This is a genomic window from Pseudomonas batumici (genome assembly GCF_036585405.1).
Lineage (GTDB): Bacteria > Pseudomonadota > Gammaproteobacteria > Pseudomonadales > Pseudomonadaceae > Aquipseudomonas > Aquipseudomonas batumici.
The window spans coordinates 825,162-844,871 of sequence record NZ_CP144470.1; the positions used below are offsets into that span (position 1 = coordinate 825,162).

The following is a 19,710-nucleotide window of genomic DNA, read 5'->3' on the forward strand; positions in this document are numbered from 1 at the left end:
CAGGGCCTAGGGCTTGACGCGCAAATCGGCGAAGAACGCCTTGTCTCCCGCAATCCGATCCGAGGCTTTAGGCCCATTCCCGGCCTGGGCCTCCGGCCCGTCCAGATACCAGTAGCAGTGTTTCACCGCCCGGGTGATGCCGACGTAGGCCAGCCTCAGGATTTCGTCCTTCTGCGCGTTGTCGTAGGCCTCGGCATCGCCGTCATCGCCCAACCCGGCCATGCGATAGACCTGGTTCTTGTACGGCGAGCGGGTCAGGTGCAGGCAATCGCCCAGCAGGAACACCACGTCGGCCTGTAGCCCCTTGGCACTGTGGTAGGTCAGTTGCCTGAGCCGGCGCTGCTCGACAGGCAAGCTAGAATCAACATTAACTACAGACGAAATATGCTCATTAATCAGCAGCTTATCGCTACTTTTTCGAAACAGCATCAAGATACTTTCGCCGCGCCGGTAGTGCTCCTCCAGACGCGTGGCCAAGCCGGCGTCGTCCCGATCCAGCACATTGACCGGCCACAACGCCTTCGGCTCGCCGCTGGCCTTGGCCTTTTTCCCGGCAATCGCCGGTGCCGCGCGAACGATATGCTCGGCGGCATCGATGATGTGCTGGTGACTGCGATAATTGTCGCTAAGCATCACCCGGGTGGTCCCCGGCGACGGGAATTGCTTGTTGAACTCCATGAAGTACTTGGGTGAGCTGCCGCGCCAGCCGTAGATGGACTGCCAGTCATCGCCCACGCACAACAGCGACGAATGCCGGGCCGCGCGGCCCACTTGCATGGCCGGGCCACGGCGACGGATTTCCCGCAGGCTGGCCCGCAACCAGGAGACGATCTGCGGTGAAACGTCCTGGAACTCGTCGATCATCAGGTGCGACAACGGGCGCAACAGCTCGTCGCTGAGCAGCGCCTGGTTTTCCGGGGTGTTTTCGCCGAACAGCGAGAACATGCGGTTATAGGTCATGATCGGCGGCGACTGCGCCAGTAGATGCGCTTCCAGGGCTTTCCAGAACAGACTCAGGGCCTCGAAGAAGAAGCGGTCCGGATCGTCCTGGGCGAAACTCATCCGCGCCACGGCCGCGGACACATCCAGGCCGAGGTTCTCGATAAAACCGGCCGCCATGACGAAACAGTCGAGCAGCGGCGCGGACGCCAGTTCGCCCTTGACCTTGTAATCGAAGCCGGGACCTGCCGTGGCATCCCCGGCCAGAGAGGACAGAACGCATTTGGCTGATTCATAATTTTCAAGCCATATCAAAGGCTTACGGCAGAAAGCTTGAAACAGGGTGCGCTTCACCGCCCATTCGGCCCGCACCGTGAGCTTGGCCCCGGGACGGCTGATCTGCGGATTCTCCCGAGGGTCGAAGCCCAGGACCACCCAGGCTTCCAGTTCAGGAATGTAGCCGTGGCAATGGAACGGCGAACCGTTGATCTCGATGACCTCACGGTCCGGTTCGATCCCGGCAATCGGCCAGGCGCCCGCGCGAAACCACAGGTCTTCCAGGGTGTCGCACAGTTCCTCGTCGCGCTTGGATGCCAGCTCGGTGACCGCCATGCGCTTGCGCACATCCGGGTGGTCCTGATCCAGCTCCCGCAGCTGCAAGGCCTGTTTGTACAGCGGCACCAGCACTTCACGGAAACGCGGATTATCACTGTGCAGCCGGTGATAGCAGGCATTGAGTTGCTGGCGTTGGGCGTCGTTGATACGCAGATCGAACGGGTTGCTGTCGGCACCTTCGTCAGCGAACAGACCGCGCTCGCTGAGGTTCTCGAACGCCTGCAACTGGCCGAATCCCGGCAGGCTGCGGACCATCGGCAGAATCCGCGAGTGGAAGGTGCGGACCACCTCCCGGGCGTCCCGGGGACTCAGCACATGCCCCCAGAGGCCCATGACCTCCACCAGCTTGGCCATGAAGTCCTTGCGCGACTCACGGGTAAAGGTCACCACCGTCATCGCGTCCAGCTCGAAGCCCAGGTAGTGGGTGAGCAGCAGGATCCGCAGGACCAGCGAAGTGGACTTGCCGGCACCGGCGCCGGCAATCACCGCCGTGGACGGCGTGTCGCTGAAGATCATTTTCCATTGCGCCGCGCTGGGCTGCGCCTGTGCGGGCAGCAGTCGCGCCACATCGGCCTTGATACGTTTCTTCAACTCGGCCGTCAGCGGCAGGCGCCAATCGTCGAACAGGTTATCGTCGACCCCGGGCGCGCGGTGCTCCTGCGGACGCGTATCGCGGATCAGCAAGACCTGGCGTCCCTCCTCCAGGCCGTCGAGCCGGCCTTCGTTGTAACCGTACTCGACGCCCGCGCCATGCCCGCTACGGAAGCCGTCGGCCTGGCCCTGCAACCAGGACGCCACGTGCTGGGCGCGAAGACGACTCAACCCACCACCCAGCAGCTTGGCCAGCAGGCGCTTGAACAGAGGCAGTTGAGCCAGGGAGGAAAGTTCGGCAGGCGGTTCGGGTGTCGGTGATGGCACGCTGACTCCAGGTAGGCGACGGTCTGGGCGGAAGGCCTATGGTCGCTCCATTGCGTCCTGAGTTCTAGTCAATTGCTTGTCGATCAGCCATTTAGGCGACGAATTGAAAGTTGGGCGACAACTATTGCTTCCGAATACATATCTAACGAATAGATTGTTTTAAGGCATTTTTTACGCTTTTTATCGATATCAATCTGATAGATGATCACTGCCATCAACCACCGGTTACCGTCCTGCCCTGGCTCCTGCCGGCCCACGACGAACCTGAACAGGAGAAGACTCATGTTGCAACTTCGCCCCTTCAAGACCCTGGGCGGTGCTCATCACGGCTGGCTGGATGCGCACCACCACTTTTCGTTCGCCGAATACTACGACCCGCAACGCATGAACTGGGGCAACCTGCGGGTCTGGAACGACGACGTGATCGCGCCCGGCACCGGCTTTCCACAGCACCCGCACCGGGACATGGAAATCATCACCTATGTGCGTGAAGGGGCGATCAGCCACCAGGACAACCTCGGCAACAAGGGCCGTACCGAAGCCGGTGACGTGCAGGTCATGAGCGCCGGGACCGGGATCGCCCATAGCGAGTACAACCTGGAGTCGAAGCCGACCAAGATCTTCCAGATCTGGATCATTCCCAACGAGGCCGGCCTGGCACCGTCCTGGGGCGCCAAGCCGTTTCCCAAGGGTGAACGTGGCGAAGGCTTCGTTACCCTGGCCAGCGGCAAGGCCGGCGACGACCAGAGCCTGCGGATTCGCGCCGATGCACGCCTGGTGGCGGCCAACCTGAGGGCCGGGGAAACCGCCGAGTATCGCCTGGACAGCGGTCGTCGCGCCTATCTGGTGCCGGCCACGGGGGTGATAGAGGTCAATGGCCTACGCGCCGAGGCTCGCGACGGGGTCGCGGTGGCCGATGAGCAGGTGCTGCGGGTGACGGCCGTGCAAGACAGCGAAATCATTCTGGTGGACCTGGCTTGATCCGCTGAGCGGCTCAATAAAAAAGGGTGAACGACAATCGTCGTTCACCCTTTTTTGTCGCGGGCGTTTTATCAGCTCGGCGAAATCGCCCCATCCACCAGCACCTGCGCCTCTTCCACCAGGCGCTTGAGGTGATCGTCACCGATAAAGCTCTCGGCGTAGATCTTGTAGATGTCCTCGGTGCCCGAAGGACGTGCGGCGAACCAACCGTTCTCGGTCATCACCTTCAACCCGCCGATGGCCTGGTCGTTGCCCGGCGCATGACTGAGGATGCGCTGGATCGACTCGCCCGCCAGCTGCGTGGAGGTCACCTGCTCCGGGGCCAGCTTGCTCAGCAGGGCCTTCTGCGCCGGCGTCGCCTTGGCGTCGACCCGCACGGAAAACGGCTCGCCCAGCTCATCGGTGAGGGCGCGGTAGATCTGGCTCGGATCGCGACCGGTGCGCGAGGTCATTTCCGCCGCCAGCAGGGCCGGGATCAGACCGTCCTTGTCGGTGGACCAGACGCTGCCGTCCTTGCGCAGGAACGAAGCCCCGGCGCTCTCCTCGCCACCAAAGCCCAGGGAACCGTCGAACAGACCGTCGGCGAACCACTTGAAGCCCACTGGCACTTCGTACAGGCGACGGCCCAGGCGCGCCGCGACCCGATCGATCAGGCCACTGCTGACCACGGTCTTGCCCACCGCCGCGTCAGCGCGCCAGTGCGGACGGTTCTGGAACAGGTAGTCGATGGACACCGCCAGGTAGTTGTTCGGCGCCAACAGGCCACCGGACGGGGTGACGATGCCGTGACGGTCATGGTCCGGGTCGCAGGCAAAGGCCACGTCGAAACGCTCTTTCAAACCGATCAGGCCCTGCATCGCATGACTGGAAGACGGGTCCATGCGGATCTTGCCGTCCCAGTCCACGCACATGAAGCGGAAAGTCGGGTCGACTTCGGTGTTGACCACGTCCAGGTTCAACCGATAGTGCTCGGCAATCGCCGACCAGTAGCGCACCCCGGCGCCGCCCAGCGGGTCCACGCCCAGGCGCAGGCCGGCGGAGCGGATGGCATCCAGGTCGATGACATTGATCAGGTCCGCGACATAGGTATTGAGGTAGTCGTGGCGATGGGTGGTGCCGGCCTTGAGCGCCTGCTCGTAGCTCACGCGCTTCACGCCGGCCAGTCGGTTACCCAGCAGTTCGTTGGCCTTGGCCTCGATCCACTTGGTGACATGGGTATCGGCCGGCCCGCCGTTGGGCGGGTTGTATTTGAAGCCGCCGCTTTCCGGCGGATTGTGGGACGGCGTGATCACCACGCCATCCGCCAGGCCCGTGGTGCGACCGCGGTTGTAGCAGATGATCGCATGGGACACCGCGGGCGTCGGCGTGTACTCGTCGCCCGCGGCGATCATGGTTTCCACGCCATTGGCCGCGAACACTTCCAGCGCACTGGCGCCGGCCGGCGTGGACAGCGCATGGGTGTCGATACCGACAAACAGCGGACCGTCGATCCCCTGGGCCTGGCGGTACAGGCAGATGGCCTGGCTGATCGCCAGGACATGCCATTCGTTGAAACTCAGCTCGAACGAATTGCCGCGATGCCCGGAGGTGCCGAAGGCCACGCGCTGGGTGGAGATCGCCGCATCGGGCTGGCCGGTGTAATAGGCCGATACCAGTCGCGGGATATCGACCAGCAACTGTGCCGGTGCCGGCTTGCCCGCAAAAGGACTGAGTGTCATGCAAAACCTCTGGAGATGGATGGTACAGGGGAAGATGCGCAGTTTACTGGCAGTTCGACACTGAGGTTAAGGGTTCTATCCGTTGGCGTGAAGATTTTCCATGGGACACGCGCTCCCATGGGGGAAGCGCGTGCCTTGATGGGCGCCAATGATGCGGCGCGTCAGCGCGCCCGGGCTTTCATTTCGCCAAGGGCGCCGACCTGATGCGTTTTCAGGTCATAGCGCAGTTCTGCGATCAGGTCGGAAATGGCCCGGCTGCTGTCCAGCGTCGAAGCCTGGATGCCGGTGACCACCAGGTCCACCCGTTCGGATTTTCGATCGAAGACCTTGACCGTCAACGACTCGTCCGCTCCCAGGCTGCATTGGCAGCGCGTGGGCAGGAAACTGCTTTCGATGATGTTGCGTAATTCCAACGTGGACAATACTTGCATGGCGACTCTCTCCTTTATGTGAGACGGCCAGGTCTTTGGCAGAACAGCCAGGGTTAGCCATTCACATCTGCGTCTGAAGCGGGCGCCCGGTCCGGCCATGGAGGACGACACCGTTTTCTAGATTAGGCCCTTTCACACAGACCGTTAAGGTTATTCGTCCGACAATCCGACACAATCGCCATGCACTCGATGTGCCGAAACAAGATGAATTATTGTTTATTGGAAAATTCGAGGCGTTAAAGCGCTAATGGGCCAGCGCGCCCGTGCAAAATGCATTAAATGGCTTCTAGGGTCATGCCGTTTGCCGGTATCGTGGCAGACGCCCCTGGCCTGGACCGGCATCCAACGCCAGTGTCATTCGGCACCGTGCCGCCACCGCATCCATCAAACGAGGGAGTCCCCCTCATGACAGGGCAACGAGAGCTCATGAATTCGACCACTATCGCCGCAACCTTCCTGCTGGCGCTCACCACCACCGGCGCGTTCGCCGCCGACAAAGCGGACCTGGCCCCCTTCCCCAAGGCCGAGGACGGCTTCACGCGCTCGGTCATTCGCGTGCCGAAGATGACCAAGGACTCCGATCACCGGGTCGAGATCATCGCCGGCAAGGTCATGACCATCGATTGCAACCAGAAGCGCCTGGGCGGCAACCTCGACGAGAAAAACCTCGAGGGCTGGAGCTACTCCTATTACCGCCTGGAGAAAGCCACCGGGCCGGTGTCCACCCTGATGGCCTGCCCACCCGGCAGCAAGACGAAAAAAGACTTCGTCCCGGTGATCGGCGAAGGCTACATGCTGCGCTACAACAGCAAGCTGCCGTTGGTGATCTACGCCCCCGACGACATCGAGATCCGTTACCGGATCTGGTCGCCGTCCAAGCTGATCAAGCCCGCCAGCCGCGAGTAATCCCTCCTGGCTCACGCAGCTCCGCCCAGAGCTGCGCGCTCGGCCACATGGCGCAGGCTGTCGAAGTTGATGTTGGCCCCCGAGTTGATCGCCACCAGGGTCTGGCCACGTAGCCCATGGTCGGCCACGTACTGCTTGATGCCCGCCACCGCCAGCGCACCGGAAGGTTCGGTGATGGAGCGGGTATCGTCGTAGATATCCTTGATCGCGCTGCACAACTGGTCGTTGCTGACGGTGACGACCTCGTCGACATGCTCGCGGCAGATTTCAAAGCCATACGCGCCGATCTGCGCCACGGCCACGCCATCGGCAAAGGTCCCGACCCGGGGCAACACCACCCGCTCCCCGGCCGCCAGCGCCGCTTGCAGGCAATTGGAGTGTTCCGACTCCACGCCGATGATCCGCACCTGTGGCCGCAGGTATTTGACGTAGGCGGCTATCCCGGCGATCAACCCGCCACCGCCCACCGGGACGAAGATCGCATCCAGCGGCCCGGGGTGCTGGTTGAGCAATTCCATGGCCACGGTGCCCTGCCCGGCAATCACCTGCGGATCGTCGAACGGCGAGACGAAGGTGTAGCCGCGCTCCTCGGCCAGTTGCAAGGCATGGGCCAGGGCGAACGGAAAACTCTCTCCCTGCAGCACGGCCGTGGCTTCGCGACTGCGCACCCCCTGCACTTTCAGTTCCGGCGTACTGGTGGGCATGACGATCGTCGCCTGGATCCCCAGGGTCCGGGCCGCCAGGGCCACGCCCTGGGCGTGGTTACCCGCCGACGCCGTCACCACGCCGCAGCGACGCTGGGCCTCGCTGAGCTGGGCCAGCTTGTTGTAGGCCCCGCGGATCTTGAAGGAGAACGTCGGTTGCAGGTCCTCGCGCTTGAGCAGGATCTGATTGCCCAGGGCCAGGGACAGCGCCGGGGCCACTTGCAGCGGCGTACAGATCGCCAGGTCGTAGACCGGCGCGGCGAGGATCTTTCGCACATAGTCGCCGAGCAGACGGGTATCGGTGGCAGATTCCAGGCGGGTGGTGACGGTACGGGTCATGGCGGTCTCCGGGTGATCGTTTGGCCTCGGAGACAGAAAGAAAAAACCCGCCTCGGAGGCGGGTTTGGGTAACAGATACAGGTCAGCCCGCCAGATAAGGAATGGCGGTAATAATGCTTGGCTGAGAAAAACGCTGGACGGAAGTCATGCAGCGAAGTTATCCGGGAGCCAGGGCCAAGTCAATGGTCGGATGCATCACTGCGCTTGCCTACCAGGCCTGGCCGCGACGCTTGAGTTCCAGGCGCCGGACGAACTCCTCGAGCACCAGGCCGTAGAGGTCATCCTGCAGATAGGCATCCTCGATGCCGGCATCCAGGTTCGGGTTGTCGTTCACCTCGATCACCACCACCTTGTCGCCGGACTGCTTGAGGTCCACGCCGTACAGGCCGTCGCCGATCAGGTTGGCGGTCTTGACCGCCAGCTCCACCACCGCCCGCGGCGCTTCGTGAACCGCCAGGGTACGGCATTCGCCGTTGATGTCCTGGCCCTTGGCCTTGTGGTTGTAGATCTGCCAATGCCCCTTGGACATGAAGTACTGGCAGGCGAAGATCGGTATGCGATTGAGCACACCGATGCGCCAGTCGTATTCGGTATAGAAAAACTCCTGGGCCAGCAACAGAACCGAGTGTTCGAACAACTCGGCGGTGGCCTCCAGCAATGCCTGCTGGCTTTCGACCTTGATCACGCCACGGGAGAAACAACCGTCGGGGATTTTCAGCACCAGGGGGAACCCCAGTCGCTCACCCACCCGTTCGAAGTCCTCCGGTCGTTCCTTGTAGAGAATCTCGGTGGCGGGCATGCCCAGCTTTTGGCTCTTCAGCAGGTCGGTCAGGTACACCTTGTTGGTACAGCGCAGGATCGAGGTCGGATCATCCATGACCACCAGGCCCTCGCTTTCGGCTTTCTTGGCAAACCGGTAGGTGTGGTTGTCGACACTGGTGGTCTCGCGGATCAACAAGGCGTCGTACTCGGCGATACGCGAATAATCCTTTTTCCCGATCAATTCGACATCGATGCCCAGGCCCTTGCCGACCCGGATAAAGTTCTCCAGTGCCCGGGCGTTGGAAGGTGGCAGGGTTTCCTGCGGATCGTGCAGGACCGCCAGGTCATAACGGGCCAGACGCCGCGAACGGGGCACCCGCCAGATCTTGCGACTGAAGCCGTCGAGGGCCTGGGCGAAATGATCTTCCTGATCTTCGCGCAACTTGTGCAGGGTCCCCGACTTGACCCCTTCGATATGCCAGGCGTTGCTCTTCTTGAACTCGACCAGCAATATCGGACAGGGGAAAACTTCAAATAACTGCCGCGCCAGGTCCTGTAACGGCTCGATCACCGTACTGCCAAAATACAAGGTCAGGGTAAACCCCTCGGTGCCTTGGTAAAGTTGATGCCCCAGGGCCTTGTCGAGGGTTTTGTCCAGATCGTCAAGGGCCAGTCCGTAGAGCGCCTTGCGGGTCAGTTCGCTGATCGTGCGCACCGATGGAATGACCTTGTGCCCACGCGCCTCGGCCAGCAGCGAGCAGTAATAACCGTGGCCCAGGTACTTGTAGCTACGGCACAGGTTGATCACCTGCACGCGCTTTCCGGGCTCGCTCACACGGGTTTGCTCAAGGTACTCCTGAGCGGTGACGATGTCTTCGCTGGGAAAATAAGAGGTCCAGTCTTCCTTGCGCTCGACGATAATAACCAACTGACTACCGGGGTTATTTGCAGCAGACAAAATAGTTGTCGTGCTTATTGCTGTCAGTGAAGTTTGCTCGGATACTTCGCGCCAATGACCTTGTACCGCTGACATAGAAACCGACCCCATGAAAAACAAGACACTTCCTATTAAGCACGAAGTTTTTTGAAAGTCCCGTTTCGTTACACAACTTTTACGGTGGTTATATGGATCTTGTCTTTCGCGTTGCCACGCCCGACGATTTGCCCGCCTTGCTGGAACTGGAAGAACACTGTTTCACCACCGACCGGCTGACCCCGCGCAGCTTCCAGTGGATGATCAGTCGGGCCCACGCGCAACTGCTGGTCGCCGAGCAAGCTGACGCTCGACTGGCCGGCTATGCCCTGGTGCTGTTTCATCGCGGCACCTCCCTGGCGCGCCTTTACTCGATCGCCATCGCCCCCCATGCCCGTGGCACGGGCCTCGGCAAGGCGCTGTTGCAACGCAGCGAAGCCTGCGCCCTGGAACATGACTGCGCCTACCTGCGCCTGGAAGTGCGCACCGACAACAGCGCCGCCATTGGCCTCTATGAGCGCAACGGTTATCGCCGCTTCGGGCGGATCAGCGATTACTACGCGGACCATACCGACGCCCTGCGCCTGGAAAAACGGATTCTCGAGCACCGTGACAGTCGCGACCTGCACGTCCCCTACTACGCCCAGACCACAGAGTTCACCTGCGGGCCGGCGTGCCTGCTGATGGCCATGGGCGCGCTGCAACCTTCACGCAGCACTTCGCGCCAGGAAGAGGTACAGATCTGGCGCGAGGCGACCACCGTATTCATGACCTCCGGCCATGGCGGTTGCAGCCCCCAGGGCCTGGCACTGGCCGCCTGGCGCCGGGGCTTTGCGGTGCGTCTGCAAGTGAGCATGAGCGGTCCCCTGCTGCTCAACGGCGTGCGCAACGAACATAAGAAAGACGTCATGCGCCTGGTCCATGAAGGCTTCGAAAGCGAGTTGGCCGCCACCGATGTCGAACAGGTGCTCGGCGGCTCGCTTGAGCTGCCACGCCTGCTGGCCGCCGGTGGCCAGCCGCTGGTGCTGATCAGCAGCTACCGCCTGACCCGCTCCAAGGCGCCGCATTGGGTGATCGTCACCGACTGCGACGAAGAATTCGTCTACCTGCACGACCCGGACGTCGACCACAGCCAGCATCGTCAGCCCCTGGACTGCCAGCACCTGCCGGTGAGCCATGGCGAGTTCGACAAGATGAGCACCTTCGGCAGCAGCAAGTTGCGGGCGGCGGTGATTGTCTATCGACGCATGGCTCAGCGTTGCGAATTCGGATCGCTGCGGGTCCCCGGGCTGATCGGCACCGCCATCGGTGCTGACTGGTCACGCGGGTAGCCATTCTGGATCGCGCCGTTTTCGATCGTCGAGGGCCGTGGTTTCGGCAACGTATTGGGACCGCGCAAGGGCGGTGCGCTGGACTCCGAACCCTGGCGACTGTTGGGGTTGGCGCGGCGAATCGGGCTGTTATAGGGGTTGTCGCTGTTAGGCAGGTACTGCGCCAGCCATGGCGTCGCAGGCAGGGAAGCACCCTCGACAGGCGTGACAGCGATCAGCAGTCCAACGACCAGCGGGACTGCCCGCGCGAAGACTAGTCTGTTCATGACGCCTCTCTTCAACGATGAGTTCGTTATGGGGTTGGACAACGCTCCACCCCATAATATACCCGTGGCAGCATCGACTTCAGGGCCGCGACGGGACGGCCTGCCTCGTCACGGACGGCTCAGCCCCTCCAGCAATCCGCTCAGCGCCTGGGGCGCCAGTTGCAATTTCGTCCCGCGCTGCGCCGTCTGCTCGATATCCGGGATCAGTAGGCTGGTATGGGCGTCACTGTCGTAGAGCATCAGGTCCTCGCCGCTGCGCTGCAACACCAGCCGCTCGGAATCAGCACGGATGACCGCATCACGGCTCTGCTCGTCAATGATGATCTGTCGATAATGGTTCAGCAGCCCACGGTCCAGTGGGTAGTGATGCACACCATGGCTGTGTCCGGAAACCATCAGGCACTCGGCCTCCTCCAGCACCGGCAACGGTTCGCTATCCGCCGGGCTGCTGTCGTCGAGCTGCAGGATCAGATTGCCGTCGGACAAATGGACAAAACTGTAGCGGCCCACCGGCGTCGACTGCAGATTGTCCAGGCACCACAGTTGCCCGTTGTCTTCATCATGGATGTAACCGCCCGCCTGGCCTGCGGCCTTGCCCAGGTAAGTCAACTGATGGTCCGCCTGCGGACCTTGGGCGCACAGCAGCTCCGCACTGTCCGGCAGATACCAACCCGGGGTCTCGCCCGGCTCGGTCAACAGTCGCACGGCCGAGGGCAGGTCGTAATGCTTGCGCAACGCCGCAATCCGCTCGCCGACTTGCGCGATCTCCTGATGCGCCTTGATCCGCAGCGCAATCAGCACCGCCCGCTCCGTCAAGGTGGCGGCCACCGGCAGCAGAACCATGACGCCATCGCTGCTTTCCAGGTGCAACCGAGTCCCTTGGCGCTGCCCCCTGATCCACTGCTGCGGCGCCGGCCAGGCCAACGCATCGGGGGCCGCGGGTGACGGGAGCAACGGCTCGCTGAACGTCAACTCGGTCTCGGCCGGGAGTAGGGCCTGGCGATAGAGCTGCCGGCTCTCGCCATCCAGAATCCAGGCATGGCGGTCATCGGCCGCCAATCCCAGATAGGTCAGGTTCTGCCGGCCATCAAGATTGCCGCCGCCCTGCACGAGCCGTTGTGCGGCACAGTCATACCAGGCGCCGGTGGTTTTTCCGGCGAGGCCTCCCAGCCCCCATAACACCAGGTTGTCGAGTCGCGCCGGTGCCGCGCTGGCCAGCCGCCCGAGTTCCGTCGTCAGATCTTCCCGGTGGCGGCTCAGCCAACTGGCAACCACTCCCGCCAGCCGCGCAGTTCCACGGTCCAGCAGCCATAGGCTGCCCTCCGCCGTCAGGGCCAGCCACGGTGACTGATCACCGCCCCGGACGGCACTGACCTCACTGAGGTCCACCGCCGTCGCCAGCGTCCCGCTCATGCCTTCATCGGCCTGGAAGTAAGCTCGCCGCCCGTGTGGGTCGTAGAAGTAGAAGCCCGGCTTGTCCCCACCCGTCGAACCGACCAGCGAAAGGTCCTGCGGCATGGCAGCGCCGAGGTTTGCCCGCACCACACGCGGCAGCAGGTACTCGCTGTTGAAAACCAGCCACTGACGCTCTGTCGTCTGCCCCTGGCTGGCGGCGCAGGTCACTACTTGCGCATGGCTGGCGCTGACTTGCCGCTCGGTCATCCGTTGTAGCGGATCACGCCAGTGCGCAGCGGCCGATAGCAGGGCCAGACTGTTTTCGTCTGGCTTGAACAGTTGCCCGACCCGATGGATCGCCAGCAGTTTCAGCGAGGCCTCTTCGACCCGGTAAATGTGCTCGACGGAGCAGTCCGGCAGCAGCTCTTCAATCGCCAGCAGGAGCTGACCATCGCGCTGCACCAGGCTGCTGTGGGTGATATTTCCGCCAAAGGTCCGCGGTCGGTACTGGACCAGCACCTGCCCCGTGGCGATCGCCACCTGCCAGACATCCACGCCCCGGTAGAACCAGGCCTTGTCTTCGACGATGCCGCCCAACAGCGCCTGGCCGAGAAACTCACTGGCCTGCGGATAATCGGTGTAGATAAAACGATCCAGGCTCACCTGATAGAACGCCCTGCCGATGTCATACCCGGCCCGGCGATAGTGATCAACCGCAACGAAGGGCTGGCTGTGGGGTGAATCAGCGGTCAACTGCTTGAGATGCGCATGCAGGGCCTGCCAATCCATAAACCCGCTGCCATCGGCTTCCAGCAGGATCAGTTGCTGCTTTTCCCGATCGACGGAAAACAGCTCGCCACCGGCGTTGATCAGCGAAATCTCGCCACAGTGCTCCGACAGCGTTATCGCCAGGCTGCCCACCTGCAACCGATTGCCATTGAGACGGGTCGCGGCTTCCTTCAGTTGACGGGCATCCAGTGTCCAACGACTGTTCGCTGTGCCGCCCAGGGAAATCGACACACCGTCCTGCAGGCTGAGACGGTAATGACCGCCCTCGCCCTCCAGTTGATAAGACAGCTTGCCCCGCAGGATATCCGGCAGCGCGGGCACCAGGATGTCACGCTCCTGCGCATCCAATAGCACCCTGACCGGCGTCTCCACGTACTCAGGCATGATCCGCCGGACAATCCGCTCGCCGGGAAAGGCGTAGAAGTCAAAGTCGAAGCGACCGTCTTCCTCGAGCCTGCGCAGCACATCGAAACCGTGGTCGTTCCGGGTGGTGGCAAACGGCAGGATCATGTATTCGTAATTGAGGTACGACTTCGCGGTCATCGGCAGCACCAGGACCGCATCGCCGGGGACGAAGCTGACCTGGGCCTGGCGATAACCGATCCCTTCGCGAATATTGATCGCCAGGTTCTTGTCCAGGTTCGCCCCGCGGCCTGGCCACCAGAAGAAGTAGTTGCTCCTGCCGGAACCGACCGCGTTGGTGGGGTCGTTGCGGTAAAGGTATTGACTGTCCAGGGTCAGTTGCTGGCGACGCAGATCCAGTGTGCTGATCACCGCGCCCGGAATGGATTCCATCAGGACATGCCCAGGGGCGTCATCCTGCACATGATCGGTGCTGTTTTTGCGTTCCACGCGTCGGTAGCCGCCCTGGCGATAGGCTGCATCGAGACCGGCAAAATAGCTGCCCACCTGGGCGGCCTCCTCGGCCACGGCGCTGAATGCCTGGGCCAAGGCGCTGAAGCCGATGCCCAGGCCCGCCAGGGGTGCCGCCAGCGCGCCGGCAAAACCCGAGGCGGTGGCGGCACCGACGATACCGGCATTCGCCGCCATCGAAGCGCCAAGACTGAACACGCCGAGGGCCAGCCCGGCGCTATCAAAGGCCAATTGGGTGGCGAAGACCGCACGTTGGGCTTCATTCTGCGCCTGGGACAACTCAATGGCGTCCAGTACCACGCTACCCAGATTCAAGAACAGGCCAACGCCGATATTGAGTTTCGAGATCGACGACATCACGTTGAGGGACTGCGCCTGACTGAAAAACGCCTTGCCCTTGCTGATCGCCAGCGCCGAACGAAACAACTGCACGACCTTCGCCACATCCATGACCGTGCCATGGATGATCTGCGCCGTATTGAGCCAACCGTGCACCTGCAGCGAGCAGCCCAATACCCCCGTCAACTCGCCACCGGCCACCTCCGTGCGACTCTTGTGGCTAAACCAGGCGAACAGGGTCTGGACAATAAACAGGGCATTGAGCCCATCGAGGGACTCCCCTTCGGGCTCACCGGGCGGGCCCGCCAAGTGTTCGCCCTGCACCTCGCGAGCCTGCGCGACCTTGGTCAGTTGCCGGTTGTAGTCCTGGATGAATTCAACCACGCGTCGGTCCGTCAAACGCAGTACCCGGGTCGCTTGCTCAGGATGCGCAACCTGCGCGAACTCCAACCGATACTCGCCGCCCTGGGCGGCTTCCTCCTGCGTCAGACGGTGCCAGAGCGGCAGCCATTCGCCCTCGGCCAAATGATTGTCACGGTACAACTGCGCCATGCCTTGCTGGAACTCTTGCGCCCGCGCCACCACGCCGAGCCGCTGTTTCTTCAGCCCCAACCGAGCCAGTTTTTCACCCAGCGTCTCCGTCAGCAGCAGGCTGTCGTCATACCCGGTTTTTCCTGGCGAGACCACCGCCATCCAGGCATCGCCGCTGCGGCGAAGAACCAGCTTGGTGTCCGTGAGGGTGACGCCCCGTTTGCCGCCCTGCGGATTGACGATAATCTTCGCCGAATGGGCCGCGACAGAACGTACAGAGAGCTTTTCCCGATCCAGGGCGTGTACAAAGGCCTGTATATAGCTACTGGTTGCTGTCGGCTCGTTATCCACCAGCGCGCACCCCACCAGGCTGATATGTTCCGGCGCGACAGCCCGCGCCTGCCCAGGCTGCAACGGATTGTCCAGCAACTGCCTGAGGGTTCGCGCCAATTCGGACGGCAAGTACCCCGCCACGGTCCGCTGTCCAGCGGCGTCGTCACGGCCATGACCCACCGCTTGCAAACGCCAGTGTTTTTTCCCCTGACGGTTCAACTGGCCGATACGCGCCAGCACCGCGTCCTGGCCTGCCGCGAAGCGCAACTTGCCCGCCACGTCGAGCTGGAGCAGCAATGAATTCGATGGGTGTTTACCGGCCAGATCAATCGCCGCCTGCCTGACCGTCCGATTATCTTCAAGCTGAACAATCAGTTGGTAGTCGAACCGGCTGGTGCGCTCGCTTTCGTTGGACGCCGCCAGCGCCGGCAGATCCCACTCGCCGACTTCGTCCCGGTTCAGCACGCTGTCAGCTTGCGAAAGAGGCTCTCTGCCCTCGTCGTCAGCGGCTGCCAACGCCCACTGCTCGACATTCGCCCTCTGGGCAGCCTCGGGGTCGTAATAATCCTCGTCACTCCAGCCGACCAATACCTCACCGGGAATAAAACCAACCCGTTTCTCGATATCATGCATCGCAACCACGAAATCGCGAAGACGGTTGTTTAATACCTCAGGTGTGCTGGAGGCCGCGACAACATTGCGCAACGCCAACAGATAGGATCTTTTGTTGTCATTCGATCGCGCATGCCGGGAAACCTGGAAACCACGCTGTTTGAAACCCTGTTCCTTGGCTTCACTGAAGTCATTGATAATCAGGACCTGCGCGCCCTTTTCAACCGCTCGCGTCACATAACGATCGACTTTCTCATAAAACTCTTCGACGCTCAGATAGCTATCACTGAAATGCCCGCTGAGCAGGATCAAATCACCTGGCCCCACATCGGTGCGCGTAAACAACTCCCAACCATCACCGTTCAGGAACTCGGTGGTGTCGAGATTCCCGCCGTGGAGCCGACTGATAAAAAACAACTTTCTTTCATTGGTGATCAAAGGGAGAAGGTGAACGTTGTAATGTTTCTCCGCCGTCAACAAGGACAGAGGCAAGTGCAACCTGTATCCGACCGAGGGGACCTGGTTGATGGTGACCGTACCCCTATGATTGGCCGCATTCTGCATGACATAAAACAACGCGGCGACCCGTGTCCTGGCGGTTAAACGGCCACTTTGTGTCACCGCCGGCTCATCAACGACCATCTTGCCATCTTTCAGGGAAATCAATTCAGCCAGGCTGTCTTCAAAATAATCCTTTACCGCCTGACGAAGACTATCCGCCCGATCCTGCCTGACAAACTCCTTGAGCTTTTCCTGCTTTCTTATTCTTTCCTCATCCTTTTTCTTTGATAAAGGGACATCATCCGGAAAGACGCGTTCAAAGCTCATTGACAGGTTGTCGTCGAAATCAAAGCCATGCTGGCGGCTGATCGCCAGGAGGTCGGACTTGATCTCCTGGACGCCCCTGGTAACGCCCTGGGGATGACTGACCACTTCGCTCTGGGTCAGCGCGACCAAGGGATTGATATCGTTGACGATGACTTTGCCCTTGAACCCCTGCGCCCTGACCCAGTTCGAGTAAACCCCCGAGCCGGCCATGGGCTCTATCACGCGGGAAACCACGGGTTCATGAGTTCCCTCTGACCGGCGGTGAAGGATATCGGCAATCAGCGCACCATCGACCTGCTCCAGTTCGGTCGCCACACTGCCCGGCATGTTGAAAAAAGTCAGGCCACGCAGATCAACCCTGAGGTCCATCTGGATGAGCGCCCGGACCTTTTCTGCCCGTGTGCCACGGCTATCGCGCAGGCGCTCTTTCACCTTGCGCCAGAAATCGGGATCACGTTTGCCGTCGCCCCCCATACCGGTCACCGGATAAGCGGGATGCCTGGTGTTCCAGTTCGAGGCAGTGCTCAGATAGTCCTCGTAGATAGAACCTTTCAAGCCATAACTGCCGTAGTGGTAGCGCTCGCGCAGCCAGCCACGGAACTCGCTGATCTTGTTTTCCAGCAGGGCTGGCGTATAGCCGCTCAACGTCCCGTCTGCACCCGACACACCGAGGACCAGGATACGGGCATACCCGTTCATGAATGCAGGATCGCCAAGCACCCGTGCATAGCCCTGCCCGTTCAGTCGAAACCACACGGAGGGCTTGTCGGGATGCTGCAGTCCGAGTGAGCGTATGGCGTCGGCAGTCCCCGGGACTTCGCCGAGTTCCAGGATGACCTGGCTGTCAAAGGTTTCACCGGCCTCGTTGTAGCGCTTCGATCGCCCCCAAAGGGCGAGGTTGGTCCCGAATGGGCTCGGTTCATTGCCTTGTGTCGCAACGCCGACTTCATTCTCCAGGATCCTGGGTCGTCCGCCCTCGTTCCGGACGGCTGAGCCGGGTCTTTTCCTCGACCCGCTGCTGCCGTCCCCATCCATACCTTCCCTGGTTGTAGCCGCTCCAACACCCATGCACCGTCTCCAGAATCATGATTTCAGTCACTGATTGGCACCGGGCTTAAAGAAATAACACCCGGAGCGCTGGAACCTATTGTGCTGAGAAGCGCCATGCCTCAAGTCGTACATATGTATAGACACAGCTCTGCGTCGGGCCGTCGCGAACAGACGCCCGCCGACAGCCATGTAACTGTCGTCATCCATATGCGACAATAGGCCCAATGTCTGGAATGAATCCCGCCTTTTAATTGCACAGCAGCTCGGACACACCGTCGGATGCTGCTCTTTACGTACGCGCGCTGGCTGAACTTCAGCGGTGACTGGAACGAGACGGAAAAGCTCGCAAATGCCCCGGGAATGGCCCAAGCACCCAATCGGCAGCGCGTAACCCCTTGATAGGTAAAGTAATTGATCTCCACCGCTAACATCACCCAACAGTTCGGCGCCAAGCCGCTCTTCGAGAACGTCTCGGTCAAATTCGGCGCCGGCAACCGCTACGGCCTGATCGGCGCCAACGGCTGCGGCAAGTCGACCTTCATGAAAATCCTCGGTGGCGACCTCGAGCCGTCCGGAGGCCAGGTCATGCTGGAGCCGAACGTGCGCCTGGGTAAACTGCGCCAGGACCAGTTCGCCTACGAAGAATTCAGCGTGATCGACACCGTGATCATGGGTCACGAGGAACTGTGGAAGGTCAAGGCCGAGCGCGACCGCATCTACTCGCTGCCGGAAATGAGCGAAGAAGACGGCATGGCCGTGGCCGAACTGGAAACCGAGTTCGCCGAAATGGACGGCTACACCGCCGAGTCCCGTGCCGGTGAACTGCTGCTGGGCCTGGGGATCGGCATCGAACAGCATTTCGGCCCGATGAGCGAAGTCTCGCCCGGCTGGAAACTGCGGGTGTTGCTGGCCCAGGCGTTGTTCTCCGATCCGGAAGTGCTGTTGCTCGACGAACCGACCAACCACCTGGACATCAACACCATCCGCTGGCTGGAAAACATCCTGACCCAGCGCAGCAGCCTGATGATCATCATCTCCCACGACCGGCACTTCCTGAACAGCGTCTGCACCCACATGGCCGACCTGGACTACGGCGAGCTGCGCCTGTTCCCGGGCAACTACGACGAATACATGACCGCGGCCACCCAGTCCCGCGAGCAACTGCTGTCGGACAACGCCAAGAAGAAAGCCCAGATCGCCGAGCTGCAGACCTTCGTCAGCCGCTTCTCGGCCAACGCCTCGAAAGCCAAGCAGGCCACCTCCCGCGCCAAGCAGATCGACAAGATCCAGCTGGCCGAGGTCAAGCCGTCGAGCCGGGTCAGCCCGTTCATCCGCTTCGAGCAGACCAAGAAGCTGCACCGCCAGGCGGTCACCGTCGAGCATATGGCCAAGGGCTTTGACGGCGTCACGCTGTTCAAGGACTTCAGCTTCACCGTCGAAGCCGGCGAGCGCGTGGCGATCATCGGCCCGAACGGTATCGGCAAGACCACCCTGCTGCGCACCCTGGTGGGTGAGCTGAGCGCGGACGCCGGCTCGGTGAAATGGACCGAGTCCGCGGAACTGGGCTACTACGCCCAGGACCACGCCCATGACTTCGAAGACGACGTCAACCTGTTCGACTGGATGGGCCAGTGGACCCAGGGCGGCGAGCAACTGGTGCGCGGGACCCTCGGTCGCATGCTGTTCTCCAACGACGAGATCCTCAAGTCGGTCAAGGTGATCTCCGGGGCGAACAGGGTCGCATGCTGTTCGGCAAGCTGATCCTGCAAAAGCCCAACGTGCTGGTGATGGACGAACCGACCAACCACCTGGACATGGAATCCATCGAGTCCCTCAACCTGGCCCTGGAGAACTACCCGGGCACCCTGATCTTCGTCAGCCACGACCGCGAGTTCGTCTCGTCCCTGGCCACCCGCATCATCGAGCTGAGCCCGAGCGGTGTGATCGACTTCAGCGGCACCTATGACGACTACCTGCGCAGCCAGGGCGTGGTGTTCTAAACAGCCTGGAAAACCTGTGGAGCCGGCTGTCCGGTTCCACAGGAATACCCTAGAAACTAGTTAGCCTGCTTCCTTTT

At 61.6% G+C, this 19,710-nt stretch carries 10 protein-coding genes and 2 pseudogenes; 5 read left to right on the plus strand and 7 right to left on the minus strand.

Annotation, left to right across the window (positions count from 1 at the left end; genetic code table 11):
• Window positions 1-6: 6 nt before the first annotated feature.
• Window positions 7-2,472, minus strand: coding sequence for a UvrD-helicase domain-containing protein (locus NUH87_RS03325; RefSeq protein ID WP_338524712.1), 2,466 nt, complete (start codon window positions 2,470-2,472; stop codon window positions 7-9).
• 282 nt (window positions 2,473-2,754) lie between these two features.
• Here NUH87_RS03325 and NUH87_RS03330 point away from each other — a divergent pair, with 282 nt between their 5' ends.
• On the plus strand, window positions 2,755-3,453 hold the full coding sequence (locus tag NUH87_RS03330; protein WP_338524713.1) for a pirin family protein: 699 nt from the start codon (window positions 2,755-2,757) through the stop codon (window positions 3,451-3,453).
• A gap of 71 nt (window positions 3,454-3,524) precedes the next feature.
• On the opposite strand, the gene pgm is transcribed toward NUH87_RS03330, so the two are convergent.
• Together pgm and NUH87_RS03340 are read right to left on the minus strand one after the other, a co-directional pair.
• A complete protein-coding gene (pgm, locus tag NUH87_RS03335; RefSeq protein ID WP_338524714.1) occupies window positions 3,525-5,171 on the minus strand; it encodes a phosphoglucomutase (alpha-D-glucose-1,6-bisphosphate-dependent) in 1,647 nt (548 codons plus the stop codon).
• Between the two features lie 161 nt (window positions 5,172-5,332).
• A complete protein-coding gene (locus NUH87_RS03340) occupies window positions 5,333-5,602 on the minus strand; it encodes a DUF1652 domain-containing protein (protein WP_338524715.1) in 270 nt (89 codons plus the stop codon).
• Window positions 5,603-6,028: 426 nt separating this feature from the next.
• On the opposite strand from NUH87_RS03340, the gene eco reads away from it, so the two are divergent.
• Window positions 6,029-6,508, plus strand: coding sequence for a serine protease inhibitor ecotin (gene eco / locus NUH87_RS03345; protein WP_338524716.1), 480 nt, complete (start codon window positions 6,029-6,031; stop codon window positions 6,506-6,508).
• 11 nt (window positions 6,509-6,519) lie between these two features.
• On the opposite strand, the gene ilvA is transcribed toward eco, so the two are convergent.
• Both ilvA and NUH87_RS03355 read right to left on the minus strand, forming a co-directional pair.
• Window positions 6,520-7,551 carry a threonine ammonia-lyase, biosynthetic gene (gene ilvA / locus NUH87_RS03350; protein ID WP_338524717.1) on the minus strand — a complete coding sequence of 344 codons (1,032 nt, stop codon included), beginning with the start codon at window positions 7,549-7,551 and terminating at the stop codon, window positions 6,520-6,522.
• Between the two features lie 208 nt (window positions 7,552-7,759).
• Window positions 7,760-9,346, minus strand: a complete 1,587-nt coding sequence (locus NUH87_RS03355) for a RimK family protein (protein WP_338524718.1) — start codon at window positions 9,344-9,346, stop codon at window positions 7,760-7,762.
• A gap of 92 nt (window positions 9,347-9,438) precedes the next feature.
• On the opposite strand from NUH87_RS03355, the gene NUH87_RS03360 reads away from it, so the two are divergent.
• Window positions 9,439-10,617 (plus strand): GNAT family N-acetyltransferase/peptidase C39 family protein, encoded by a 1,179-nt coding sequence (locus tag NUH87_RS03360; protein WP_338524719.1) that lies wholly within the window; start codon window positions 9,439-9,441, stop codon window positions 10,615-10,617.
• On the opposite strand, the gene NUH87_RS03365 is transcribed toward NUH87_RS03360, so the two are convergent.
• Together NUH87_RS03365 and NUH87_RS03370 are read right to left on the minus strand one after the other, a co-directional pair.
• Entirely contained in the window at window positions 10,539-10,883 is a 345-nt protein-coding gene (locus NUH87_RS03365; RefSeq protein ID WP_338524720.1) for a hypothetical protein, read from the minus strand. The two genes, NUH87_RS03360 and NUH87_RS03365, sit on opposite strands and share 79 nt — an antisense overlap.
• Before the next feature lie 108 nt (window positions 10,884-10,991).
• A complete protein-coding gene (locus NUH87_RS03370; protein WP_338524721.1) occupies window positions 10,992-17,339 on the minus strand; it encodes a TcdA/TcdB pore-forming domain-containing protein in 6,348 nt (2,115 codons plus the stop codon).
• Window positions 17,340-17,809: 470 nt separating this feature from the next.
• Here NUH87_RS03370 and NUH87_RS03375 point away from each other — a divergent pair.
• Both NUH87_RS03375 and NUH87_RS03380 read left to right on the plus strand, forming a co-directional pair.
• Window positions 17,810-18,032: pseudogene (locus NUH87_RS03375) on the plus strand (site-specific integrase); the annotation flags it as partial.
• A gap of 12 nt (window positions 18,033-18,044) precedes the next feature.
• A pseudogene (locus tag NUH87_RS03380) lies at window positions 18,045-19,633 on the plus strand (ABC-F family ATPase).
• The last annotated feature ends 77 nt before the right edge of the window (window positions 19,634-19,710 follow it).

Bases quoted from the DNA above. Each gene is read 5' to 3' on its own strand.
- NUH87_RS03340 (WP_338524715.1), bottom strand. From the start codon at position 5,602: ATGCAAGTATTGTCCACGTTGGAATTACGCAACATCATCGAAAGCAGT.
- eco (WP_338524716.1), top strand. From the start codon at position 6,029: ATGAATTCGACCACTATCGCCGCAACCTTCCTGCTGGCGCTCACCACC.
- NUH87_RS03365 (WP_338524720.1), bottom strand. From the start codon at position 10,883: ATGAACAGACTAGTCTTCGCGCGGGCAGTCCCGCTGGTCGTTGGACTG.
- NUH87_RS03355 (WP_338524718.1), bottom strand. From the start codon at position 9,346: ATGTCAGCGGTACAAGGTCATTGGCGCGAAGTATCCGAGCAAACTTCA.
- pgm (WP_338524714.1), bottom strand. From the start codon at position 5,171: ATGACACTCAGTCCTTTTGCGGGCAAGCCGGCACCGGCACAGTTGCTG.
- NUH87_RS03360 (WP_338524719.1), top strand. From the start codon at position 9,439: ATGGATCTTGTCTTTCGCGTTGCCACGCCCGACGATTTGCCCGCCTTG.
- ilvA (WP_338524717.1), bottom strand. From the start codon at position 7,551: ATGACCCGTACCGTCACCACCCGCCTGGAATCTGCCACCGATACCCGT.
- NUH87_RS03330 (WP_338524713.1), top strand. From the start codon at position 2,755: ATGTTGCAACTTCGCCCCTTCAAGACCCTGGGCGGTGCTCATCACGGC.